At 41.8% G+C, this 23,329-nt stretch carries 22 protein-coding genes; 11 read left to right on the forward strand and 11 right to left on the reverse strand.

Annotated features, from left to right (window positions below):
- Positions 1 to 9: 9 nt before the first annotated feature.
- Entirely contained in the window at positions 10 to 1,251 is a 1,242-nt protein-coding gene (locus GQR89_RS19305) for an EAL and HDOD domain-containing protein (RefSeq protein ID WP_158771681.1), read from the reverse strand.
- 538 nt (positions 1,252 to 1,789) lie between these two features.
- Between GQR89_RS19305 and rpoH the strand changes: the two genes are divergently transcribed.
- On the forward strand, positions 1,790 to 2,641 hold the full coding sequence (gene rpoH, locus GQR89_RS19310) for an RNA polymerase sigma factor RpoH (RefSeq protein ID WP_158771682.1): 852 nt from the start codon (positions 1,790 to 1,792) through the stop codon (positions 2,639 to 2,641).
- Positions 2,642 to 2,748: 107 nt separating this feature from the next.
- Here the strand turns inward: rpoH and GQR89_RS19315 are convergent, their stop codons facing one another.
- The 3 genes from GQR89_RS19315 to pip all read right to left on the reverse strand — a co-directional run bounded on the left by GQR89_RS19315 (position 2,749) and on the right by pip (position 5,179).
- Positions 2,749 to 3,675: a bifunctional GNAT family N-acetyltransferase/hotdog fold thioesterase gene (locus GQR89_RS19315; protein WP_158771684.1), complete on the reverse strand. Its 927-nt coding sequence runs from the start codon at positions 3,673 to 3,675 to the stop codon at positions 2,749 to 2,751.
- Positions 3,676 to 3,776: 101 nt separating this feature from the next.
- On the reverse strand, positions 3,777 to 4,214 hold the full coding sequence (dtd, locus tag GQR89_RS19320; protein WP_158771686.1) for a D-aminoacyl-tRNA deacylase: 438 nt from the start codon (positions 4,212 to 4,214) through the stop codon (positions 3,777 to 3,779).
- Positions 4,211 to 5,179, reverse strand: coding sequence for a prolyl aminopeptidase (gene pip / locus GQR89_RS19325; protein WP_158771688.1), 969 nt, complete (start codon positions 5,177 to 5,179; stop codon positions 4,211 to 4,213). Before pip ends, dtd begins: the two co-directional genes overlap by 4 nt.
- A gap of 94 nt (positions 5,180 to 5,273) precedes the next feature.
- Between pip and GQR89_RS19330 the strand changes: the two genes are divergently transcribed.
- Positions 5,274 to 5,501 carry a hypothetical protein gene (locus GQR89_RS19330; protein WP_158771690.1) on the forward strand — a complete coding sequence of 76 codons (228 nt, stop codon included), beginning with the start codon at positions 5,274 to 5,276 and terminating at the stop codon, positions 5,499 to 5,501.
- Positions 5,502 to 5,521: 20 nt separating this feature from the next.
- Positions 5,522 to 6,160 carry a DUF2959 domain-containing protein gene (locus tag GQR89_RS19335; protein WP_158771692.1) on the forward strand — a complete coding sequence of 213 codons (639 nt, stop codon included), beginning with the start codon at positions 5,522 to 5,524 and terminating at the stop codon, positions 6,158 to 6,160.
- Between the two features lie 34 nt (positions 6,161 to 6,194).
- Here GQR89_RS19335 and GQR89_RS19340 read toward each other — a convergent pair whose 3' ends face one another.
- Together GQR89_RS19340 and metF are read right to left on the reverse strand one after the other, a co-directional pair.
- The gene (locus GQR89_RS19340) at positions 6,195 to 7,085 is read right to left on the reverse strand and encodes a virulence factor BrkB family protein (RefSeq protein WP_158771694.1); all 891 of its coding nucleotides are present in this window, start codon (positions 7,083 to 7,085) and stop codon (positions 6,195 to 6,197) included.
- 35 nt (positions 7,086 to 7,120) lie between these two features.
- Positions 7,121 to 8,005, reverse strand: coding sequence for a methylenetetrahydrofolate reductase (gene metF / locus GQR89_RS19345; protein WP_158771696.1), 885 nt, complete (start codon positions 8,003 to 8,005; stop codon positions 7,121 to 7,123).
- A 146-nt stretch (positions 8,006 to 8,151) separates the two neighbouring features.
- Between metF and metJ the strand changes: the two genes are divergently transcribed.
- Positions 8,152 to 8,475, forward strand: a complete 324-nt coding sequence (metJ, locus tag GQR89_RS19350) for a met regulon transcriptional regulator MetJ (protein WP_006992936.1) — start codon at positions 8,152 to 8,154, stop codon at positions 8,473 to 8,475.
- 51 nt (positions 8,476 to 8,526) lie between these two features.
- On the opposite strand, the gene GQR89_RS19355 is transcribed toward metJ, so the two are convergent.
- Both GQR89_RS19355 and GQR89_RS19360 read right to left on the reverse strand, forming a co-directional pair.
- Positions 8,527 to 9,192, reverse strand: a complete 666-nt coding sequence (locus tag GQR89_RS19355) for a glutathione S-transferase family protein (RefSeq protein WP_158771699.1) — start codon at positions 9,190 to 9,192, stop codon at positions 8,527 to 8,529.
- Positions 9,193 to 9,378: 186 nt separating this feature from the next.
- A complete protein-coding gene (locus tag GQR89_RS19360; RefSeq protein ID WP_158771701.1) occupies positions 9,379 to 9,705 on the reverse strand; it encodes a cytochrome c in 327 nt (108 codons plus the stop codon).
- Between the two features lie 68 nt (positions 9,706 to 9,773).
- Here GQR89_RS19360 and GQR89_RS19365 point away from each other — a divergent pair, with 68 nt between their 5' ends.
- The 4 genes from GQR89_RS19365 (at position 9,774) to GQR89_RS19380 (ending at position 16,461) form a co-directional block, all read left to right on the forward strand.
- A complete protein-coding gene (locus GQR89_RS19365; protein WP_158771703.1) occupies positions 9,774 to 11,216 on the forward strand; it encodes a YdiU family protein in 1,443 nt (480 codons plus the stop codon).
- Positions 11,217 to 11,383: 167 nt separating this feature from the next.
- Complete coding sequence (locus tag GQR89_RS19370; protein WP_158772332.1) at positions 11,384 to 14,239, forward strand: EAL domain-containing protein; 2,856 nt, start codon at positions 11,384 to 11,386, stop codon at positions 14,237 to 14,239.
- Positions 14,240 to 14,337: 98 nt separating this feature from the next.
- The gene (gene ribA, locus GQR89_RS19375; RefSeq protein ID WP_158771705.1) at positions 14,338 to 14,952 is read left to right on the forward strand and encodes a GTP cyclohydrolase II; all 615 of its coding nucleotides are present in this window, start codon (positions 14,338 to 14,340) and stop codon (positions 14,950 to 14,952) included.
- A 192-nt stretch (positions 14,953 to 15,144) separates the two neighbouring features.
- A complete protein-coding gene (locus GQR89_RS19380) occupies positions 15,145 to 16,461 on the forward strand; it encodes a DUF3300 domain-containing protein (RefSeq protein WP_158771707.1) in 1,317 nt (438 codons plus the stop codon).
- 107 nt (positions 16,462 to 16,568) lie between these two features.
- Here GQR89_RS19380 and GQR89_RS19385 read toward each other — a convergent pair whose 3' ends face one another.
- Complete coding sequence (locus tag GQR89_RS19385) at positions 16,569 to 16,889, reverse strand: DUF3718 domain-containing protein (RefSeq protein ID WP_158771709.1); 321 nt, start codon at positions 16,887 to 16,889, stop codon at positions 16,569 to 16,571.
- A 527-nt stretch (positions 16,890 to 17,416) separates the two neighbouring features.
- Here GQR89_RS19385 and GQR89_RS19390 point away from each other — a divergent pair.
- The gene (locus GQR89_RS19390; protein WP_158771711.1) at positions 17,417 to 18,469 is read left to right on the forward strand and encodes an agmatine deiminase family protein; all 1,053 of its coding nucleotides are present in this window, start codon (positions 17,417 to 17,419) and stop codon (positions 18,467 to 18,469) included.
- Positions 18,466 to 19,374 carry a carbon-nitrogen hydrolase gene (locus GQR89_RS19395; protein WP_158771713.1) on the forward strand — a complete coding sequence of 303 codons (909 nt, stop codon included), beginning with the start codon at positions 18,466 to 18,468 and terminating at the stop codon, positions 19,372 to 19,374. Before GQR89_RS19390 ends, GQR89_RS19395 begins: the two co-directional genes overlap by 4 nt.
- Before the next feature lie 80 nt (positions 19,375 to 19,454).
- On the opposite strand, the gene GQR89_RS19400 is transcribed toward GQR89_RS19395, so the two are convergent.
- On the reverse strand, positions 19,455 to 20,471 hold the full coding sequence (locus GQR89_RS19400) for a serine/threonine dehydratase (protein ID WP_158771715.1): 1,017 nt from the start codon (positions 20,469 to 20,471) through the stop codon (positions 19,455 to 19,457).
- Between the two features lie 120 nt (positions 20,472 to 20,591).
- Here GQR89_RS19400 and GQR89_RS19405 point away from each other — a divergent pair, with 120 nt between their 5' ends.
- The gene (locus GQR89_RS19405) at positions 20,592 to 20,966 is read left to right on the forward strand and encodes a PH domain-containing protein (RefSeq protein WP_158771717.1); all 375 of its coding nucleotides are present in this window, start codon (positions 20,592 to 20,594) and stop codon (positions 20,964 to 20,966) included.
- 103 nt (positions 20,967 to 21,069) lie between these two features.
- On the opposite strand, the gene GQR89_RS19410 is transcribed toward GQR89_RS19405, so the two are convergent.
- Positions 21,070 to 23,277: a DPP IV N-terminal domain-containing protein gene (locus tag GQR89_RS19410; protein ID WP_158771719.1), complete on the reverse strand. Its 2,208-nt coding sequence runs from the start codon at positions 23,275 to 23,277 to the stop codon at positions 21,070 to 21,072.
- Positions 23,278 to 23,329: the final 52 nt, after the last annotated feature.

Here is a 23,329-nt window from a genome sequence, read left to right on the forward strand (position 1 = left end):
TACAAGTAATTAAGGTTGCGTTTCTGGAAAGTGAGCTGACACAGATTGACGTAATCCATTCCCCCAAACTATCGCTTGGTTAAACATACTGTGTAGTCGTTTTTGGTCAATTTTTAGTAATCCTGCTATCCGGATAACCTTTAACCAGTTCGCGCTTTCAAACGCTCTAGCTAAAACCAAATAAATAGACAAATCGTTCTGTCCACCACTTAACGCAAACTTCACTTCATCATCAATAGGTAATTGATTAAGCAGCGTGTCCATATGCTGATCAAGAACGGCATCAAGTAACGAAAATAACCCAACCAAAAAGCCAACCGGGGGATTGTCGCCTTTCTTTGCTTCACAGGCGACTAAATCACAAAATTTCGCTCTAACGAGAGATAAATGTAATAGCTCCATGGGCTTGTCATCATTTAAATTTGCTAATGCCAACAGCGCAACGAACTTCTTTAATTCTACTTCACCCATGTAGGTAATAGCATGTCGTAAAGAAGTGATTTTATAGCGTTTATTAACCATTGGATTATTTACAAAACGCAGCAGCATATAAGACAAGCCTACATCGTGCTCAATAACTGAATTGACTCGCTCAATATCAAACTTTTCACTCGAGCTGGCGCCCATTAACTCTATTAGCGTTAATTTAGAGGTGGGTAAGTTCTGCTGTTTTATCGCCTCTGGCTTAGCGAAAAAGTATCCTTGAAAATAATCAAAGCCCATATCCCGATAAATCTCGAAGTCTTGTTGAGTATCGATTTGCTCTGCAACAAGTTTTACATTGGCATCCAATAATCTAGGCATGCTTTTCGCCACGCCATCATAATCACCTTGCATCACATTAACTTTAACGATATCCACATAGGGCAAAAACTCGTTCCATTTAGGATCGAGATTATGATCGTCTAGCGCAATAGTAAAACCAGAATTCTTAACCTGACGGCACACATCCAACAACATGCTGTGGGGCAATAACGCATCTGATAACTCAACCACCACGTTTGAAGGGTCTAAAACAGAGGGAAGCCCTTTCACCAAGGTTTCCTTCTGAAAATTAATAAATGACTTCTTATTACATGAGATATCTTCTAAGCCCAATGTAAGATAGTGCTTAGCAATTAAGCTTTCAGTGCGTTCATCTCTAACTTCGTCTGGATAACAATTGTTTTTGCCATCGCGAAATAGCAATTCATAGGCAAACACATCACGCTGACGATCTAAAATAGGCTGGCGAGCAATAAAGGCGAACATTTACATCCCTTTGAAATCATTTTATTTAAGCTTTTAAACCTAAAAATATAGCACTGAAGCGGTGCTTACGAACTGAAAATGGCTCGAGCTATACCATCGTTTAATTTTCAAACAAAGTGCAGACTAGCAGACTAATTTGAACTTTGTAAATAACGCCCATCGTTGTTTTTGCATCAATAAAACAACATGGATCAATTTATAAGGCAAAACGTTATGAAGTACCATCATATGTAATAGGATATTAATATTGCTAAGATAGTGCTTGCGTACAATAGCTTCTGTTATTATGGTGGCATCATTCGTTGTTCGATATGTTTGAAACAGCTTGAACAGCCCCCAAATGTAGCGCTTTAATAACTTTTCAATTGATCTTGATCATTTAAATATTATTTTCGTATATTATCGTACCAATATATTGACCGCTACATGAAATTTTTTCGTCTTTGAGTGGTCTATTACAGCAAGCTAAACTCAAAGCAGTTCTTGGATGGCAGAGTCATTGCATAGATCCTAGGACAAATCGTTACACGAGGTGATTATGACAACAGATATGCGTGCATTAACGTTAACCGTTCCACAGACCGGTAGCATCGAAACTTACGTTCAGGCCGTTAGCAGCATTAATATGCTTACCGCCGAGGAAGAACGTGGTCTAGCAGAACGTTTACAACAGGACGACGATTTATTAGCAGCAAGAAAGCTAATCATGTCGCACCTACGTTTTGTGGTGCATATTGCTAGGTCTTATTCTGGTTATGGCCTTCCTCAAGCAGATTTAATTCAAGAAGGTAATATTGGCCTAATGAAAGCGGTAAGACGCTTCGACCCCACTGTAGGCGTAAGATTAGTTTCTTTTGCAGTACATTGGATCAAAGCTGAAATTCACGAGTTTGTGCTTCGTAACTGGCGCATCGTGAAGGTTGCTACGACCAAAGCACAACGTAAGCTTTTCTTTAACCTGCGTAAAAATAAGAAGCGCTTAGGTTGGTTTACCCATGCGGAAGTGCAAAATGTGGCAAGCGTTCTAGGGGTAAGTGAAAAAGAAGTGTTACAAATGGAAGCTCGTATGAGCAGCCACGATCAGTCTTTTGACTTATCAGCCGATGACGACGAAAGCGGTAGCTTCGCACCTGTACAGTTCTTAGAGGACAAAAGCGCAGATGTTGAAACCGATGTAGTTAATGCTGATTGGGACGCGCTTGCTTCGCAAAAATTGTATTCAGCCATTAAGACCCTTGACGAGCGTAGTCAGCACATTATCCAAACCCGTTGGTTAAGTGATGATAAGACAACGCTGCAAGATCTAGCAGACAAATACCAAGTATCTGCAGAGCGTGTTCGTCAAATTGAAAAAAATGCTATGAAAAAATTACAGAGTGCGATGGTATAACTCGGTAACTTAGTCTTAAAAAGCGCGTTTATAACGCGCTTTTTTATTGTCTGAAACTCGCTAAGATGCATGACTTATTTTATTTTTAGTCATACACGAACAATCATCTAGTGCGCAATCTCATCCTGCTTCTCCGGCTCTAGTGGTAAAATCCAGTAAACACCACTAAATTCGGCAACGGCAGTATCACCATCTAAAATATCAACCTTAAGCTTAATCTGACATTTCTTATCTTTGGACAATCCATCAAATTTACCATTTAAGCTTTCTATATGACACAAGGCTCGCGGCTGCATGGTAATCGGTTTATGGTAGTGAATGTTGCCATCACCCAATACAATTTCACCCATTAAGTTCTTTTCTTTGAGCTGTAAAAAAATCATTCCCCAGCCCGTTAAGGTCGCGAGTGAAAAAATACTGCCAGCAAACATAGTCCCGTGTAGATTAATGTTTTTATTTAGCGAGGCACGATTTTCTAGGGTTTTACCTGAGTATTGGTAAAGCTTAATGCCCATTTGTTCGCTGATAGGTATTGAATCGTGCCAGGTATCCTGAAGCTCTTTACACCACTTAGGATGCAACAGTATGGAATTATGTTCCAATAGGCGCTTTACCATTTGTTGGCGCTTCAGTTTCCCTAATTCAGCGGATGCTTCTTTTTCAACTTCAAAACCACAGCTTTCAAAGAACGGTGTAGATAACTCCCGACTGTTAGTCACCATACGCACGGCACCTTCTTGTCGAGCCACGGCTTCCAGAGAAGACATAATCATTTTTGCTAAGCCCCTGCCTTGGGCTTCATTTGCTACGGCGATATGTCGAATTTGTGCTTCTTCTGAGTTGTTCATATGCACACGACCAATGGCGATCACGTCACCTTTATTGTTACGGATCATGCGATGTTCACTGACCTGTTCGTACTCATCTTTCTCCGAACCTTGCGGGTAATTCCAAGGCTTCCGGAGCATTTCCCAACGAAAATCAAAGTAAGCGTCAAAATCAGCTTCAGTTTCAGGGGTTTCAATTTTATACATTACGATGCATTTATCCTTGTGGAAATATCGCTAACCTGTAGCTATATCGAATCGGCTAGCACAGCATTAAATATCATTACCAGCTCTTGAGCAAATGGCTATTAGACCTGCAAACTAAAAGTAACGGGTCCATCATTTACCAAACTAACTTGCATATTAGCGCCAAATTTACCAGTTTGGCAGCATACTTCGCTGCTTTCGCCTAATTTTACAAAATAATTATAAAGAGCCTCTCCCAACTCTGGAGATGCGCCTTGGGAAAAACCAGGCCGATTGCCTTTATTGGTTTGGGCCACCAAAGTAAACTGGGATACCACTAATAATCCCCCACCAACTTGTTTGAGATTAAGGTTCATTTTACCGTCTTGATCACTGAAAATCCGATAATTCAACACGCGTTCAAACAATTTTTTTGCCTTTGCTTCATCGTCATCTTTTTCTACGCCAAGAAGCAATAATATGCCTCTATCAATCTTTCCTGCTACCTCAGTGTCGATCATCACCTTTGCTTCGCTAACCCTTTGTATCAAGCCAATCATTTATTTTCCTTGATAAAATTCGCCATGGCAGTTGCGGCCAAACATAGTGCCGCAGTTATTTTAGGCTCATTCGCACTGTGACCAGACTCAGGCACTATGGTTAACTGACTGGCGGACCATGCTTTATTAAGTGCATATGCCCCTTGTATTTTACATACGCAATCGTATCGACCATGAATAATCGTGGCTGGTATATGATTGATTTTACGAATGTTATCTAAAATATAATTAGGCTCAATAAAACACTGATATTTAATATAGTGGCATTCTAATATCGCCAAGCTTATACCTCGATGCACATCCGGAACCAGCTCATCATCTTGCATTTTACAATGCAGACGACTAATTCTTGCCTCCCATAGACACCACGCTTTGATTGCCGCCATCTTATGAACTTCATCACTACCAGTGAAAAGGTTGTAGTAGGCTTCCACCAGCGTATGAGTCGTGAGTGCCCCGCCTGCGGGCAGCACAAATTCTGCATAGTAATCAGGGAATAGCTGCGCGGCACCGCCTTTTTCATCAAGGTACCAATCAAAATCTTCGCGACGTGCCAGGAAACTTCCTCTAAGCACTAAGCCTGCTACGGTATCAGGACTATCGATAGCAGCTAAAAGCGCTAATGTAGCCCCCCAGGAACCGCCAAACAATACCCACTGTTCAACGCCCAGATACTCTCTTATTTGTTTGATATCATTGAGTAATTCTTGGGTGGTATTGCATTCTATACTACCAAATGGAGTTGATTGACCGCTGCCCCTTTGGTCAAAACCAATGATCCAGTATTTCTGAGGATCAAAAAAACGCCGATAATTGCTAAAAAGACCCGCCCCTGGGCCTCCATGCAAAAACAGCACAGGTATCCCTTTAGGATTGCCACTTTGCTCTAGATACAGCGAATGACCGTTATCCACGGGGAACATCTCGCTAGAAAAAGGCTTAATCGCAGGATAGAGTTCACTCATAAGAACAACCACTTTGACATTGTTTCTTCCACCCGATCGCAATAATTTGATAAAGTGTAACTACAATAATGAATTAATAACTTAGGGGCAACAGATGGCAGGACAAGGTTCAGGCGGAAATGTAATTGCAGCAATATGTAACCTGTTTATTCCAGGATTAGGGCAGTTGGTCCAAGGACGAATTTTAGCTGCATTGATTTTTTTCGTTTTAGTGTGGACAAACTATGCATTGGCCGCCACCGGCATTTTATTTTTTATGGCGGTTTTCGGTTTTATATTTCAGGTATGGTCAATTATCGATGCGGCAAAGTACCGCGGATAAACATTTCAAAAGAGGATTTCATGAAGAAAATTATTCCTACAATATTTCTGTTCACGCTACTGACTGGTTGTCAGAGTGCTTACTATGCAGCATGGGAAAAAGTCGGTGTTGAAAAGCGCGATATTATGGTCGACCGTGTTGAGGATGCTAAAGAATCACAAGAAGATGCCCAACAACAATTTAGTGACGCATTAGAGCAGTTTACCCATTTAATGAATTACGATGGCGGCGAATTACAGGATGTATACGAAGAGCTAAAAAATCAATATGAAGAGAGTAACCAAGCTGCTGCTGAGGTTACAAAGCGTATCAATAAAGTTGAAAGCTTAGCTGATGCATTGTTTGATGAATGGGAGACTGAATTAGATAAATATACAAATCCTGGCCTGCGCCGAGAAAGCGCGAGTAAGTTGAAAGATACCCAACGCCGCTATCAAAGCTTGGTGAAAAGCATGCGTAAAGCAGAAGCTAAAATGGATCCTGTTTTATCTGCGTTACAAGATAACGTCTTGTATTTAAAACATAATTTGAATGCGACGGCCATAGGCGCGCTACAAAGTGAATTTAACGGTGTTAAAAATGATATTAATCAGTTAATTGCTGAAATGAATAATGCCATTAAAGAATCGAATGCGTTTATATCCAGCATGCGAGACTAACGCCGAAATACATAAAAAGTGAATACGCTGTCGACTAGGGTTTGCCCTCGTCGACTGGCGTAAAGCTTTCTTCAGACTCTTCATGGAAAAACACTTCGATTACGTGGGTTAATTCAGCCCCAAGTAGTACTACTATCCACGATAAATAAACCCATACAAACAGAATTGGGATCACTGCCATCGCACCATAAATCATTTGGTAAGACGGGAAGTGGGTAATGTAAAACGAGAAACCCTTCTTAGACAACTCAAATAATAATGCCCCAACAAACGCCCCCACGATGGCGTGACGAGGATTTATACGCTTGTTAGGTACAATCATATATAAAATGAAAAAAGCGCATACTGAGGCTATGAACGGCACGATTTTAAGCATAGCCGTAGTAGCCCCCATAGTGTAAGCCTCAGCTGAGTTGGCGAAAGCCACCAAATAGGAGCTCATAATCACGCTTAGGCCAATTAACAAAGGCCCCAATGTCAGGATCATCCAATACACCGCGAGCGTAAAGATAATGGGTCGCTCACTTTTTGCCTGCCAGATACGGTTCAACGTTTTATCTATGTTTGAAATCAGCAGTAAGGCGACGACCACCAAAGACAAAATACCGATAGCCCCCATTTTAGAGGCATTACCTACAAACTGTGCGACGTAGCCTTGAATCAGATCACCTGATGTGGGAATAAAATTACCGAAAATCAGCGCTTCTATTTCACCTCTTACCTCTGAAAACGCTGGGAATGCCGACAAAATAGTGAAAAACACCATAATAAAGGGTACTAAGGATAATAAAGAGACATAGGCCAAGTGCCCTGCAGACACGGTAATCCCGTCGTCCTGACAACCGCGAATAAACATTCGCGCAAATATGTTTGCTCTAGGCAACCAGCGCTCGAATAGACCCGATAAGAAAACCTTGGGCTGCATATTTTTCCTTTATTAACAAGCTAAGAGTAAGTGCCCTAGTCTGCTCTAACACCTAACATATGGCAAATAGCATAACTTAATTCACAACGGTTCAATGTGTAAAAATGAAAATCTCGAATGCCTTCTTTAGCCAATACTTTGACCATATCCATAGCGATACTCGCCCCCATCAAATTACGCGTAGTTTGATCATCTGAATCTAAGCCGTCATACATTTTGTGAAGCCAACTGGGCACATGCACATTGGTAAAACCGGCAAAACGCTGCAAAGTGTTATAGTTGGTAACAGGCAGAATGCCAGGCACTATGTCCATGTCGATACCAGCCGCTGCGGCTCTGTCTCTAAAACGTAAAAATACCTCAGCGTCAAAAAAGAACTGACTAATTGCCTGATTCGCTCCTGCTTCTGCTTTGCGCTTTAGGTTTAACAAATCAAACTGGCTGTTTGGTGCTTCTGGATGCTTTTCTGGATAAGCGGCAACAGCAATATCAAAATCAGCCACATCCCGGAGCAAGGCCACTAAATCGGATGCATAGGATACATGTTCGGTATATCCTTCTGGCAAATCGCCGCGTAAGGCTACAATTTTACGAATACCGCTAGCCCAGTAGTCTTTGGCGATTTGTTTCAATTCTTCGCGACTTGCATCAACGCACGTTAAATGCGGAGCTGCTGCAATACCAGTTTCACTTTGAATGCGTTTAACAATTTCATGGGTACGATCACGTTCACCGCTATTCGCACCGTAAGTGACCGACATATATTTGGGTTTTAACGGGGCCAATCGTTCAACCGATTTCCACAATGTTTGTTCCATCGTTTCTGTTTTCGGTGGAAAAAATTCAAATGATACATTGATCCCTTTCACTTCTGACAGTGATTGGTTGAGGGCATCGATACCTTGTGCATAAGAGACCATGGAAAGCTCCGTAATTATCTGGACGTTTAGACGTCTAAACTAAACTTTGTACGTAAAGCCGTCAAGATGTTTAGCAGTCTATCGTTGACCTTTATTGTTTAATGGTTAGAATTTCCCCTTATAAGAAAGAAAAAAACGAGTAACCGATGGCCAAAACGACTAAATGGAACGGGAAATACATTCATCCCTATGCTGAACATGGAAAGAAGAGCGAGCAAGTGAAGAAAGTCACTGTCTCGATTCCTCTTAAAGTGCTTAAGGTATTAACGGATGAGCGAACCCGCAGACAAGTAAACAATCTTCGTCACGCGACGAATTCAGAATTATTGTGTGAAGCATTTTTGCATGCTTTCACTGGGCAGCCTTTGCCAAACGATAACGACTTGCAAAAAGACAACGACAATCGTATTCCTAGTGATGCCTTGCGTATCATGCAAGAAATGGGAATAGATATTGATTCAGAAGAATAGCCCATTTAATTGGGCTATTCAGTTATGTGTAACACTAAGCAGAATTTTTAATTAAGCGTAGTCGTATTGCCCACCACGTGATAGCCCCTGTTGATAAGCAGGACGGGCATGAATACGTCTTACATACGCGTCGATATTTGGATACTCCCCAGAAATATTGCGTGATGCCATCGCTTCTAGCGGAAAACTCATTTGTATATCTGCACCTGATAACGCTTCACCGGCAAACCACTTATTATCAGCCAAGTGCTGCTCAACATATTTAAGGTTGGCAACAAGGTTTAAGCCAAAATAGCCATCCATTACCTTATCCGCAATTTTATTAGCCACCATTTTGACGAAGAACGGCTTGGCGTTTTGACGTACTTTATCAAACACCAGCTTCGCGACCATGGGAGGCATCAATGTACCTTCGGCAAAATGTAACCAATAAGTATATTGACGATACGCTTCAGTATCAGCTTGCGGGATCAGTGCTTTATCACTGTATTTGCGGGCTAAATAGTCAATAATTGCTCCAGATTCAGCGACCGTCACTTCACCATCAGTGATCACTGGGGATTTCCCCAACGGGTGAATTTTTTTCAACGACTCTGGAGCCAAATTAGTCTGCCCATCACGTTGGTAGCGTTGAATCTCATATTCAACCCCCAGCTCCTCTAACATCCATAGAATACGCTGAGAACGGGAATTATTTAGATGGTGGAGTATGATCATAAAGGAGCCTTAGTTTAATTAGTTATATAATTAAGTAAGCTACGCGCAAAACATGAAACTGGCTCATCAAATTTATGAATATGTGCGCATACGAAGCTATCTTAGTTGATACCTTAAAAGAAAAAGAGCTGAAGATATCGCATCATCCAGCTCTTTGATAATTCACTTTAAAAACAAAAGCTTGTACTATTTTCCAGATGGGTCCAAGCTAGAAAAATATGCCGCTAAATTATCGATATCGGTATCACTTAAACCCGCAACCATAGGTGCCATAATCATATTTTTACGTTCGCCTGAGCGAAACGCTTTTAGTTGAATCGATAAATATTGCTCTTTTTGCCCTGCTAGATTCGGATACATAGGAATTTGCGATATTCCGTTAGCGCCATGACATGCCACACACGTCGCCGCTTTAGATTTACCAGCTGCAATGTCGCCAGCGAAAACGTTAGTTGATAGGATGGCGGTCATTGACAGACTCACCACTACACATGTTTTTGATATTAGATTCATAATTGGTCCTTAAAATAACGTCAGTTTTACAATAACCCATTTTACTCGTAATAAAATAGAGGCAGAACGTGAATTTAGATCATTCATATGCAACGCAATTAGGTGACTTAGGTGCCTATGCTCAACCTCTAGAGGTTGCTAACCCTAAACTCATTGAGGTCAACCACACTTTACGCGAAGCGCTGCAACTCCCTGCATCATGGTTTACGCAATCTACCATAACGTCGATGCTATTTGACAACACAAGTTCATTTACGAGGCATTCTTTTGCACAAAAGTATGGTGGTCATCAGTTTGGCGGCTGGAATCCTGACTTAGGTGATGGTCGAGGTTTACTGCTTGGTGAAACACTAGACAATAATGGTCAGCGCTGGGATTTACATCTAAAGGGCGCGGGACCAACCCCGTACTCTCGCTTTGCTGATGGCCGCGCGGTACTGCGCTCAACTTTACGCGAGTATCTTGCCAGCGAAGCCTTGCATCATTTAGGGATCCCTACCTCTAGAGCTCTGTGCTTGATAACGAGTGATGAACCCGTGTACCGGGAAAAACAAGAGCGAGCGGCGATGATGATCCGCATCAGCCAAAGTCATATTCGCTTTGGTCATTTCGAATATTTTTACCACAGTGGCCAAACAGATAAGCTTGAGCGTTTATTTAATTATAGCTTAGAGCATCACTTTTCAACCTGTGCAAAACAAGAAAATCCGCATTTCGCTATGCTCGAACGTATCGTAATGGATACCGCCAGCATGATCGCAAAATGGCAAGCATTCGGCTTTAATCACGGAGTAATGAATACGGACAACATGTCGATACACGGTATTACCTTCGATTTTGGTCCTTACGCCTTCTTAGATGATTTCGACCCAAAATTTGTGTGTAACCATTCTGATCACCAAGGACGATATGCTTTTGAGCAGCAACCGGGTATCGGTTTATGGAACTTAAATGCTCTGGCGCATGCATTTACACCTTATTTAAGTATCGAACAAATTAAAGATGCTTTAGGAGAATACGAAGGACAACTGTTAAGTGAATTTTCTCATCTCATGCGTCAGAAACTCGGCCTATATACCGCAAGCCCATCTACCGCTGAATTAGTTAATCGCTGGTTAGATTTAATCTCTCAAGATAAACGAGACTATCACATAAGCTTTCGCCTGCTATGTGAGGTAGATGAACATCAACCCAATACACAACTTGTGGATCACTTCATTCAACGAGAGGCGGCACAAAGCTGGCTAAACCAATATCAGCACGCTTTAATTGAGCAAAACATTCCTGTCGATGACCGCCAGAACAAAATGCGTGGCGTAAATCCGCAATATGTTTTACGTAATTATCAGGCTCAGCTTGCTATTGACGCTGCAGAAGAAGGGGACTTTTCTCGTTTTAAAAAGTTCTTGCAGGTGCTGCAACAGCCATTTGAATCTAAGTCTGAATATGCAGATTTTGCAAAACCGCCACCTGATTGGGGAAAACATATGGAAATTTCATGCAGCAGTTAATCGAAATAACTAAGGATAAACCCTTTGTTGAAAATGAATATCCGATGTTAGGCTACGCTTCACGATACATATTAAGGTTGTACTCTATCGATGCAACTCATACAGCGATGGTTTCTTAGATAGTGAAAATACGCCATTTAAAACACGTAAATTTGGTGCTCTGCCTGATACTGCTTGTCGCTATGCAGTTACTTCAGGTTGTGCATGCACAGGCTGTTTTAACTCCTGGTGTCATCAAAATCGATAGCGCGTCATCTACCACCGACTTGTTAAGTAAAAGCCAATGGTTAGTCGCTGATAATCGAGTGCAGTTATCCGACGTACAAGAACTGCAAACTTGGCGTGCAGCGTTTTCGCCTCAACCGCTTAGTGCTAATCAAAGCCTGTGGGGCAAAATAACACTGCAAAGTGACAGTACACATCAACCCTATTTTATTAGTATCGATAATCCCCGTATCGATGCGCTTGATATCTATGTTCTGGATGAACGCGAACGCATTATTAATTCCTATCGGTTGGGCACATCACGACCAATGGAAAACCGCGCCTACGGACACAGACTATTTGTTGTGCCTATTGATATGCCCTACGCTCAACCTCGGAATATATACATTAAAGTGCATGACGAAGGGCCTTTAGTGTTCTCTTTCCAGCTCTTTTCTGAATCCGCTTTAATAATAAAAGAACAGCGCTACAGCACGATTTTCGCATTATTTAGCGGTGCGCTTGCCATGATGGTGCTGTATTTTTTGGTTACGTACACCCTATTACGTAGCCCGGTACGATTCTGGTTTTCGGTGGCAAGTGCAGGGTATCTCCTGTTGTTTTTAAACAGCCAAGGCGTTATCAGTCATGTGTCTGGGTTTAATGCTTATATCGATAAGATAAGCACGATGCTAGGTGCGTTGTTATTATTTTCTTTAGCCAAAATAACGTTTACTATTTTTCGCCCTTTGCCTACTTATTACCGTTATTTTCTATATTCAATGGGCTGGATAAGCGCGGCTTCAGCGTTTATTGTTGATAGTTATCAACAAATCCTTATCGTATCTGGGGCGTCTATTTCAGCCCTAATCGCCATTGGCTTGTTGGCCATATTCTATCGCTACAAAGAGCACACTATTAGTAATCGGGTGTTTGCCTTAGGACTATGTCTTATTGCACTCACTACCGTCGCGCAACTAGGTCTGTATTTAAATTGGATAGCCTTCCCCGAACAACTTTCTCTAGCTCTAAGCACCCTTATCGTATTGGGTATTGTACTGATTGCAGTCGCCATAGCGGCTCATGAAAAGGTCATTGCGTTCCGTCACCATAATGAACAACAAGACGATATTCGCGCCTTGCAACAATTCGTGGATATGTTCGAAGACGCCCCTGAAGGACGTTTCATTTCAAGCTTAGACGGTCGGCTTTTGCGAGCGAATAATGCTTTGGCAAAAATATTTGGTTATGAAGACTCAGGGCAGATGCAAAATCTACTTAGCTCAATGTCACAGTTATATGCTGAGCCGGGCGAACGTGAATTACTGCTTGGTGAGTTACATAAAAACCAATATACCGTGGGTAAAGAATTACGTGGAAAAACTCGGCAAGATCAAGATATATGGTTAGCGGTTTCAGCTCACCTTAATCAGAATTTCGATAATGATGAGAAAGTCATTTGCGGCGCTGTATTAGATATTAGCGGCCAAAAATCAGCAGACTTAAGCCTGATATACATGGCCAGTCACGATACGCTAACAGGTTTTTATCAGCGTCAAGAATTTGAAAAACGACTACACATGGCGATAAATGTCGCCACACAGCAACAAGATGAGCTCACTTTGCTACACGTCAACATTGATCAGTTTAAAACCATTAATGATACCCATGGCCACAAAGCAGGAGATGCCATACTCAAGCAGTTTTCTGAATTGATGCTAAAAGTTGTTACCAGTAATGGGATTATCGGACGACTTGGAGGAGACGAATTTGGCATATTACTCACTGGTAGCAATGCTCAAAATAGTTTTATGCTGGCAAATAAATTACTGATTAGCGTACAAGAGTTTCATTTTTCTTGGGAAGATAGACGCTTAAATTTATGTATTAGCATTGGACAAGTACCATGGAATAATTCAGTTTCCAGTTCTGAACAGTTGTTAACCATGGCAGATTCAGCCTGTTATATGGCCAAAAAACTTGGTCGGAATCGTCTCCACACATACTCATCCACAGACAAACACATCGCTAAATATGAGACACAGCTCAGCTGGTTACCACGCATCCAGCATGCTCTTAATCACAACGGTTTCGAATTATATTGTCAAACCTATATGCCAATGACCACTATAGCTAAGGGTCATCACTATGAAATACTACTGCGCTTGGTAGATGAACATGACCAACGCATCTTACCAAATGAATTTCTACCTGCCGCTGAACGTTACAATTTAAGCCCCAGAATTGATCGTTGGGTAATCAATAATTATTTTACTTGGCTGAGTAACAATCCGCAGCACAAAAAAGATTTGCATCGAGGTAATATTAATCTCAGCGGTCATTCGTTAGGGGACCAAGACCTAAAGCTGTTTATTCTCAGCGCATTTGAAAAATATCAAATCCCATACAATAAAATTTGCTTTGAAATTACTGAGAGCATGGCCATATTAAAACTCGATGAAACGGTGGAATTCATTAACACCTTCAAAGACTTAGGCTGTACATTTGCGCTCGATGATTTTGGAAGTGGCTTTTCCTCTTACAATTATTTGAAAAACCTGCCGGTTGATCAGGTGAAAATTGATGGGGACTTTGTTAAGAATATTTTAATCGACCCGGTGGATATGGCTATGGTCAACTCAATAAAAGATATTGCTAACGCGATGCATATAGAAACTATAGCGGAATACGTTGAATCAAAAGAAATAATGGTTGAACTGGGCAAAATTGGCGTCGACTTTGTCCAAGGTTTTGGGGTGAATAAGCCCGCATCATTAAGTACCATGGCAGATGAAATAAATCCCCTTAAACAGAAATAGAGCAACAAATCACACTTGTATTTGAATAATCCGTACCCATATTTTCATCCAATGTGACACGCTCTTTGAATAAACTTTACAAGTCAGCAAGTAAATATATGAAACAACATCAGAAGTATGAATTTGTCAGCTCAGCCTCTTTACCCACACGCTGGGGACAATTCACCATCCATGGTTTCGTTGAAACCGCTATCCAACAAGAACATGTAGCCTTGACCTTTGGCCAATGGAAAGCTGGTGATGTGGTACCTATTCGGGTCCATTCTGAATGCTTAACCGGTGACGCGCTCTTTAGCACTCGCTGTGACTGTGGTGCCCAGCTTAAAAAGGCCATGCAAAATATAGTCGAGCACGGTAGTGGTGTATTACTCTATCTTCGTCAAGAGGGTCGTGGTATTGGCTTGCTAAATAAAATCCGAGCATATCAATTACAAGATCAAGGTCTAGACACCGTAGAGGCAAATGAGCACTTGGGTTTTGATGCTGACCTGCGCGAGTACGATATATGTAAAATCATGTTAGACACACTCAATGTGCAACGGGTAAATTTGATGACCAATAACCCCAAAAAGCGCATTGCGCTAGAGGGCATGGGAATTGAAGTGGTAAGTCGCACACCCATTGATCACGGTGTTACCGATGACAACCGCAACTACATTCGTACCAAAACTGAAAAACTCGGCCACGAGTTTGACTCACACCTACTGAAGTAATATTTTCCAGACGGCCGTATATGTAACGGCCTAATCTGGGTAATGAGCCAAGCATTTCGCTTCACTTAGCATTCTCCTATCGATTAGTATTTAACCTTGATTCAGTTTTGGTTAAGCCTTAGTCATCAACACTAAGCATACCGACTGACCTTTATTATTAATAATAAAGGCACGACCAATTGAGGTATCCCTATGGGTAAAACCGCTAAGTACATCATTATTTATATCGCTATGATAAGCCTATTTACCGCTATCACGGCTCAGTTGGCTAACGCTGAAACGCAACAAGAACCGGCAATTGAGTTACATCAGGCCAAACTTGACCAGATGTTAGCGCCTATTGCTTTATATCCCGATTCTCTTTTGTCACACATACTAATCGCTGCAACCTATCCACTAGAGGTGGTTCAAGCTGCTCGGTGGCGTCAAGAGCATAGTGATTTGTCAGAACAGCAAGCACTGGATCTAGCCGAAGAACAAGATTGGGACCCCAGCGTGATTGCCCTTACACCTTTCACTGAACTACTTGAGCGAATGAGCAAAGATTTAGATTGGCTGCAAAACTTAGGAAATGCCTTTCTAACAAACGAAGCCCAAGTACTCGATAGCGTGCAAAGTCTGCGTAACCGAGCATATGCGAAAGGTAATTTGCAAGACAACCAATACCAAAACATTGAACGTGAAAAAGACAAAATCGTCATTCACAGCGTAGAGCGCGAAACCGTCTACGTGCCCTATTATGATACTCGCGTGGTATACGGTGATTGGTGGTGGACAGTAACTCAGCCAATCTATTGGCGTTCGCCTCGACATTATGCTTACCAATCAGGTTTTTATTGGAGTCCGCGATTCCATATCAGCAGTGGTTTCTTTTTTGGTGGATTCCGATGGAGTAATAATTATGTTGTGATTAATAACGATTATCGTTATCGCAGATCCAATCATAGATATAACTATAGCAAGGTGCGTGAATACCCGCGTTGGCAGCATAACAGTCATCACAGACGCTCAGTAAAATACCGTTCAGATCATAACAATAGTCATCAGCGTGCTGTTACTAGCCGTAATTATGAATCTCAACAAAACCTGAATCATCGGAAACAAGTAATATCACGCTTAAAAAAACAGCAGAGCCACAACGGCGTCCCTAGATACAAAAGCAAGCCGAACGAGAATAACAAACATGACGTGTATACAAAGCACAAGACATCTTCAAACAGTAAGAATTTCACTGTCGGTAAAGAGCAAAAGAAAGAAAATCGCACATATAAAGTACAGCGTTCTGAGCAAAATAATCTCAAAAATGAGCGCTCTGCGACTAAAACTGAAAAAGTGAGAAGAGCAACTTCGGACCGTGTACGTAATAAACAGGTACAGTCGAATAGAAAGGTAGAACGAATGACGTCATCTAAACAACAACAACGATCTCAATCGAGTGCGCGGCGTAATACTAATTCACATTCCACGTCACATTCAAATAAGTCTAAATCGAAAAGAGTTGAGCATTAGGGCTTTACGCACTAATGATACTGATTAGCTAACCTGCGAGAAGGGAAGCTAAAATAGCCTGCTGGGCAGGCTATTTGCCTATGCTGAATGAGGTATCGTGATACCTTTTAAGCATTTTTCTTGGTCTTTAGGTAAGCGCTAACTTGTGATGCTTCGCGTTGCTCAGAGAATTGAATTAAATCAACACCGTTACACTTCATACCTTCAGAAGATACAAGTTTACGAAGAACATCGTTTGAGCTCGCTGCAACATAACCAACTTTACTGCGTAAGCTGCGTTTAAGCATGCCAAGGTCATCATTTACTACTGCTTTACAGAAGCTTGAATATTCACTATCACCGGCGAAGCGAACTTTGCTGCTAGATTCCATGCCAGCACTTGCATTAAAAGCTGACAATGCGATTAGAGATATAAGTACTTTTTTCATGGTGTGCTCCAAAATAGGTTTGCTAGTTAGGTGTATTACAGGTTCTGCCTGCCACTGAAATATCCATGAATTTGATGATCATGTCTGTGGTTTTATTGTTCGAAAGTAGTAAAAATGATGTAAAACAAGGGGTTACATTAAAATAACATTTCTAACTAATTGATTTGTAAGTGTATTTTTTATTTATATATATCCATAAGCAATGTGAATATTCCTATTCATTCCAAAAAACTCTACAAAAAACTGAAAGTGAAATTCCATAAAAGTCAAAATTTGTATATTTAATGAGCAATTATTGCTATTTAGTCAATTTTAATGCGTTAAAATGTTGTTAAATTACAGTTTTGGTTTTTTTATTTCAGAAATTGATAAGCCAATAATGTGAATTTCCTATAGATCAAACACCCAAATTTAACTCATTACTTATATAGAAGCGCGTTTCACTATAAAATTTACAAGACCCGCATCTGCGTTATCATTATACTCCGCGAATATTGAGTAACTTTAATCTGTGATGGTAAATTTATATGCGACTACTCCCTGAATGGGCCCCCCAAGAAGCGGTTATTCTAGCTTGGCCTGACCAAAAAACTGATTGGCAACCTTGGCTGCAAAACGTCAGGCAGGTATACCTCACTATTATCAGCGTACTTAATCAGGCAAATACGGGTGTCATACTGCTTATTCGCCCCGAAGAAATTGCTACATTTACGTCTTTGTATCAACAAGCCGACCTAGCAATAGATAGAGTTTTGCTAGTGCGAGCAGATTACAATGACACTTGGGTGCGAGATTATGGTTTTTTAACGTGTCACAGTTCACCAGGTATGCAACCGGTAGAATTTAATTTTAATGGTTGGGGTAATAAATTTAACGCCCGCAAAGATAATAAAATCAACCAACAAGTGTTAGCCAACCTTTGCAGACTACCGTTGCAAAGCTTTGATATTGTAGCTGAAGGCGGTGCTTTAGAAATCGACGATGCCGGTGTTCTGCTCTCTACTGAGTTCTGTCTATCGAATCCTGAGCGCAACGGCGATATGACCATGATGCAATATCGGCAGGTATTTAAAGAAGCTTTGGGTGCCACCAGCGTTCATATATTTGAGCAAGGTCATTTAGAAGGTGATGACACGGATGGCCACATCGATACATTGGTTCGCTTTACTCCAAATAGCGGCTTGGTCGTGCAGTCGGCTTTTAACGTACCCCAAGACTCTCATTATAGTGGCCTAGCCGCGCTAGTGGCTGAATGTCGCGCCGCTTTACCTGAGCATCAAATATTTGAACTGCCCTTGCCCCATATAGTTAATGCCCAAGGAGAAAGGTTGCCCGCTTCTTATGCCAACTACTTGATAAATAATGATCAGATCTTATGTCCTGTATATCAACAAGCCGAAGATAACTTGGCTATGCAAATAATGGCTAAGGCATATCCACAATATAAAATAGTACCCATAAACTGTTTACCGTTAGTACAGCAGTTCGGCAGTTTGCATTGCATTAGCATGCAAGTTCCCGTGAGTACGTTAACATTTGAAGTTAGCAATAAATTAGCTACAGGAGTCAGTGAGTTATGAGCCGTACCCCACACACAGCTAAAACCCTTAAAGTCGGGGTCGTTCAACAAGCCGTTGCCAGTAATGATAAGCAACTAAGTTGGCGACGAAGTGCTGAACAAGTAACAAAATTGGCTGAACAAGGTTGTGAACTGGTGATGCTGCAAGAGTTGCATAGCACACTCTATTTTTGCCAGCAGGAAAATACCGATTTCTTTGATTTAGCGGAACCTATTCCTGGACCAGCGACTGAATTTTTTGCTGAACTAGCCACCAAGCTCAATATTGTACTAATTACTTCTTTATTTGAAAAACGAGGATCTGGCTTGTATCACAATACTGCTGTCGTGTTTGATCGACAGTTAGGTATGGTCGGAAAATATCGCAAAATGCATATTCCAGATGATCCAGGCTTCTACGAGAAGTTTTATTTCACTCCTGGTGATATGGGCTTTGAACCTATTCAAACGAGCGTGGGGAAACTGGGCGTACTGGTATGTTGGGATCAATGGTATCCTGAGGCTGCGCGCTTGATGGCTATGCGCGGCGCAGACATGCTGTTTTACCCGACAGCGATAGGTTGGGATCCAGCGGATACCGACGATGAGCAACAGCGCCAATTTGGTGCTTGGCAAACTATTCAACGTTCTCATGCAGTGGCCAATTCAGTGCCCGTGATTGTGGCAAATCGCACAGGCTTTGAAACATCTCCGGTCCCAGGCGATAACGGTATTCAATTCTGGGGACAAAGCTTTATAGCAGGGCCTCAGGGTGAAATACTGGCTCAGGCCGATGCCGACGGCGAACAAAATCTTATGGTAGAACTGGATTTAGAGCGCACCGAGCAAGTTAAACGCATTTGGCCGTATTTTCGTGATCGCCGCATCGATGCCTACGAAGATATAACAAAACGCTGGCGCGATTAATTAAAAAGCCTTAACGCACAATACACAAAAGCCCCAAAAACTAAGTAATAGGGGCTTTTTGTTAAGGGCTATTCACTTTATTAAATAACCGATGCCTGTGGATTTAATGGTAATGCAGGTGTTTTTAACAAATGATCATCGTGCCAAATTTGCTGCATTTTTTGCACGTCGATATTACCGCCAGACAAAATCACCACCACCCGTTGAGGCTTGGTTTGTTTAGCTAAATAATTTACTACTCCGTGCATACTCATGGCGCTGGTAGGTTCGATATGTAATTTTAATAAATGTTGTAGCCATTGAGTCCAATAAGCTATTTGTACTTCATCCACTTCATAAAAACCGTTTAACTGTTTAATCAATGGATAGGTGTACTCACCAACAGCAGGTGTCGCTGCACCATCGGCAAGCGTTTTTGCTGGTGCCTGCAAACGTTGAATACTGCCTAGTCTTAAAGACTGAGCCGCATCGTTACCCGCCAAAGGTTCGCAAGCGATGACGTTAGTCTCAGGGCTTAATTGCCGAGCAGCGAGCATACTACCTGATGCTAATCCACCACCGCCGCATGGCATAAATAGCGCATTCACATCATTTGTTTGAGCAAAAACCTCTGCTGCCACTGTACCTTGCCCCGCAATAACGTCTGGATGGTTAAATGGCGGGATCCACAACGTATCAGGCTCTTTCGCAGCGCCTGATACGGCATCGTCCGCTTCTTCACGAAGAGAAAACAACCGCAACTCTGCGCCGTAAGATCGAGTTGCAGCCGCCTTAATTGAAGAGATATTCTGGGCACTATATATCGTGGCGGGTATATTAAATAAGGATGCTGCATAAGCAACGGCCTGAGCATGATTACCAGAACTGCTAGCTACCACTCGCTTTATTGTTCTATTTTGCTCTCGCGCATGTAAAAGGGTATTCAATGCACCGCGAATTTTAAACGCACCTGTGTGCTGTAAGCATTCTGTTTTAAAAAACACTTCATGACCCAACCACGAGTTGAGCAGTGAAGAAGACACAATATCAGAAATTCGCACATAGTCAGCAATACGCAGCTTGGCCGCTTCGATATCAGCAAAAGTAACACTGGGCATTTAGATAAAACTCCTCTGTAAAATAAGCGGATAAGAACTTTAGCATGAGCAAACGACGGTTATCAGTTCTCTTTTAAAGCAAAATCAGGTTTACTGAGCAAAACATATAAGGAGAGCAAAATGGGATTACTTGATGCCATCATGGGCAATGCGTCAGAAATCGATGTAAGCGATGTAAGTGAAGAACTAGCACCCATTATCGGTGCCACAGAAGAAATTCAACAAGTGTTCAAAGTTGTACGTGACATGTACGTGTTTACCAACAAACGTTTGTTACTTATTGATAAACAGGGTTTGACTGGGCGAAAAGTGGATTACCATTCGATTCCTTATCGCGCTATTACCCAATTTAAAATTGAAACTGCAGGGCATTTTGACCTAGATGCTGAATTGAAAATTTGGGTGTCAGGGCAAGATAACCCCATCGAAAAAGAACTTAAGAAAGATACCGTGGTAGGCATTCAGCGCACATTGGCTACCCATATGTTTGCCTAACATTGTCCCCGCAGCAAGTTTCAAATAACATAAAAAAGGCGACTAGTGTGTCGCCTTTTTTATGCTGCGCTTAGGCACAGCGCCAACACTCAAGTATCAATTTTTATTTAATATCGAAGTGACGATTAAAGAAATTAGTGATCGTATGGTACAAATGAATACCCGTTTGCTTGCCACGAATGCTGTGCTTTTTACCCGGATAATCCATGCTCTCAAACGGAATGGCTAAGTCCTGTAAGTGCTTATATAACTTGGTGCTGTTAGTAAACAATACGTTATCATCTGCCATGCCGTGATAAATCATTAAATCACCTGTTAGGTTCTTAGCATAGGGGAAAACGGACGAACCAATGTAAGCATCTTCATCTTGCATAGGGTTACCCATATAACGTTCGGTATAATGCGTGTCATATAACGACCAGTCGGTAACTGGCGCGCCTGCAACACCGGCTTGAAAATATTCACCCGCTTTAAACATACTCATTAACGACATATACCCACCATAGCTATGACCATAAATACCGATGCGCTGTGCATCGACATAGGGCAGCTTGCGCAAAAATTTCACGCCTGCAATTTGGTCTTCCACTTCGGTGCTGCCCATTTTTTTGTACAGTGGATCTTCAAATGCCTTACCCCGATAATTAGATCCTCGGTTATCTACAGAAAACACTACATAACCTAGCTTGGCCCAATACTGCATCAGCAAGCCACGATTTCCGCCCCAGCTATTTGTCACAACTTGGGCATGAGGGCCACCGTATACGTAAACAATAACAGGGTGCTTGCCTTGCATTTTTTTCGGTTTGTACAATCGATAGTAAAGCTCAACGCCATCTTCAGTCATAAAACTATCGAGTGTCGGCTCTATCCAATCCTGTTGTAAATCGGCTAGCGGGTGTCCCGCTTTGATCGCATTTTCACTTAGCCAAGCCAAATGCTTACCATCCGCTTGATGTAAGCTTACCTGCCAAGGTGTATTCGTGGTTGAGAACTTATCTACATAGACTGACGCATCGTCGCTGAAACTAGGTGCATGCGTGCCGCTGTTTTGACTAATCTTATGAATGTCACCACCAGCAATCGATACAGAATATATATGTTGTTCTAGAGGCGTATCAGCACGTCCAGTGAAATACACCAAGCCCTTTTTCTCATTGACCGCTTCAATTTCATCGACCACCCAATCACCTTGAGTTAGCTGTCGAACTAAAGCGCCATCATTTTTATAGAGATAAAGATGCTTAAAGCCACTTTTTTCCGATGCCCAAATAAAATGCTGCTGGTCGTTCAAAAAATGCAGGTCATCATTCAAATTAACCCAGGTATTGCTTGTCTCGGTTAACAATACGTTTTGCTTCTTACTTTGGGTGTCGTAGGCTCGCAGTTCTAATTGCTGCTGATTGCGGCTTTCCCATTGGTAAGTCAGCGTATGGTTGTCTTTCATCCAGTTAACACGGGCCAGATAAATATCTTGTTCTTCACCTAAATCAACCCATTGGGTGTCACCACTGGCAATGTCTTTAATCGCCAATTTAACCTTAACATTCGATGTTCCCGCGCTGGGATAGCGCTGATTAATCATTTTAATAGAATCCGCGTAAATCTCGCTGCGGGTAATTTCCTCAACCGGGGACTCATCTACCTGAGTAAACGCAATTTTGCTTTCATCCGCCGACCACCAATAACCCGTCATGCGACCCATTTCTTCCTGAGCTACAAATTCAGCCATGGCGTTCTTAATCGTCCCTTCGCCATCGAAGGTAAGCTGGGTTTCAGTTAGCGTGCTGATATCTTTGATATATAGATTTTGCTCGCGTACATATGAAATGAAGTTAGCTTTCGGTGAGAAGCGAATATCTGTCTCGAAAGCATCGGTATCCAATATTTTTTGTGCTTTTTCATCACCTAATCGGAAGTAGTAAGCGTCACCGGCCAGCGGGAACAACAATGCTTTGCCATCATCTGACCAAAAATAATTTACTATACCTGAGCCACTTAAGCGCATACGCTCACGGCGAGCTTTCTCTTCATCAGATAAAGATTCAGGGCCGCTGTGTAAATCATCAGAGTTGAACAACATCTGGGTTTTTCCCGTGGATATGTTGTACTCCCATAAATCGTAACGTTCGTAATCGGTGGTTTTGCCTTGTAAAAAGGTCACGCGCTTGCCGTCTGGAGAGACTTTAACGCTGTTGGGTGAACTGCCTTCTAAGGCTGGAGATTCAAAAATGCGTTCTATCGTAAGATTTTCAGTTGCCATTGTCGGTACCGCCAGTGAACATAACAAGATCAAAATGAGGTTTTTCATTAATATTAGTATCCTTTAACCATAAGCTGCGCATTGTAAAGACTTGATCAGA

This window comes from Paraglaciecola sp. L1A13 (assembly GCF_009796745.1).
Lineage (GTDB): Bacteria > Pseudomonadota > Gammaproteobacteria > Enterobacterales > Alteromonadaceae > Paraglaciecola.

Bases quoted from the DNA above. Each gene is read 5' to 3' on its own strand.
- GQR89_RS19355 (WP_158771699.1), bottom strand. From the start codon at position 9,192: ATGATCATACTCCACCATCTAAATAATTCCCGTTCTCAGCGTATTCTA.
- metJ (WP_006992936.1), top strand. From the start codon at position 8,152: ATGGCCAAAACGACTAAATGGAACGGGAAATACATTCATCCCTATGCT.
- GQR89_RS19335 (WP_158771692.1), top strand. From the start codon at position 5,522: ATGAAGAAAATTATTCCTACAATATTTCTGTTCACGCTACTGACTGGT.
- GQR89_RS19305 (WP_158771681.1), bottom strand. From the start codon at position 1,251: ATGTTCGCCTTTATTGCTCGCCAGCCTATTTTAGATCGTCAGCGTGAT.
- GQR89_RS19380 (WP_158771707.1), top strand. From the start codon at position 15,145: ATGGGTAAAACCGCTAAGTACATCATTATTTATATCGCTATGATAAGC.
- metF (WP_158771696.1), bottom strand. From the start codon at position 8,005: ATGGTCTCTTATGCACAAGGTATCGATGCCCTCAACCAATCACTGTCA.
- GQR89_RS19390 (WP_158771711.1), top strand. From the start codon at position 17,417: ATGCGACTACTCCCTGAATGGGCCCCCCAAGAAGCGGTTATTCTAGCT.
- GQR89_RS19360 (WP_158771701.1), bottom strand. From the start codon at position 9,705: ATGAATCTAATATCAAAAACATGTGTAGTGGTGAGTCTGTCAATGACC.
- rpoH (WP_158771682.1), top strand. From the start codon at position 1,790: ATGACAACAGATATGCGTGCATTAACGTTAACCGTTCCACAGACCGGT.
- dtd (WP_158771686.1), bottom strand. From the start codon at position 4,214: ATGATTGGCTTGATACAAAGGGTTAGCGAAGCAAAGGTGATGATCGAC.
- pip (WP_158771688.1), bottom strand. From the start codon at position 5,179: ATGAGTGAACTCTATCCTGCGATTAAGCCTTTTTCTAGCGAGATGTTC.
- GQR89_RS19400 (WP_158771715.1), bottom strand. From the start codon at position 20,471: ATGCCCAGTGTTACTTTTGCTGATATCGAAGCGGCCAAGCTGCGTATT.
- GQR89_RS19330 (WP_158771690.1), top strand. From the start codon at position 5,274: ATGGCAGGACAAGGTTCAGGCGGAAATGTAATTGCAGCAATATGTAAC.
- GQR89_RS19385 (WP_158771709.1), bottom strand. From the start codon at position 16,889: ATGAAAAAAGTACTTATATCTCTAATCGCATTGTCAGCTTTTAATGCA.
- GQR89_RS19405 (WP_158771717.1), top strand. From the start codon at position 20,592: ATGGGATTACTTGATGCCATCATGGGCAATGCGTCAGAAATCGATGTA.
- GQR89_RS19410 (WP_158771719.1), bottom strand. From the start codon at position 23,277: ATGAAAAACCTCATTTTGATCTTGTTATGTTCACTGGCGGTACCGACA.
- GQR89_RS19395 (WP_158771713.1), top strand. From the start codon at position 18,466: ATGAGCCGTACCCCACACACAGCTAAAACCCTTAAAGTCGGGGTCGTT.
- GQR89_RS19340 (WP_158771694.1), bottom strand. From the start codon at position 7,085: ATGCAGCCCAAGGTTTTCTTATCGGGTCTATTCGAGCGCTGGTTGCCT.
- GQR89_RS19315 (WP_158771684.1), bottom strand. From the start codon at position 3,675: ATGTATAAAATTGAAACCCCTGAAACTGAAGCTGATTTTGACGCTTAC.
- ribA (WP_158771705.1), top strand. From the start codon at position 14,338: ATGAAACAACATCAGAAGTATGAATTTGTCAGCTCAGCCTCTTTACCC.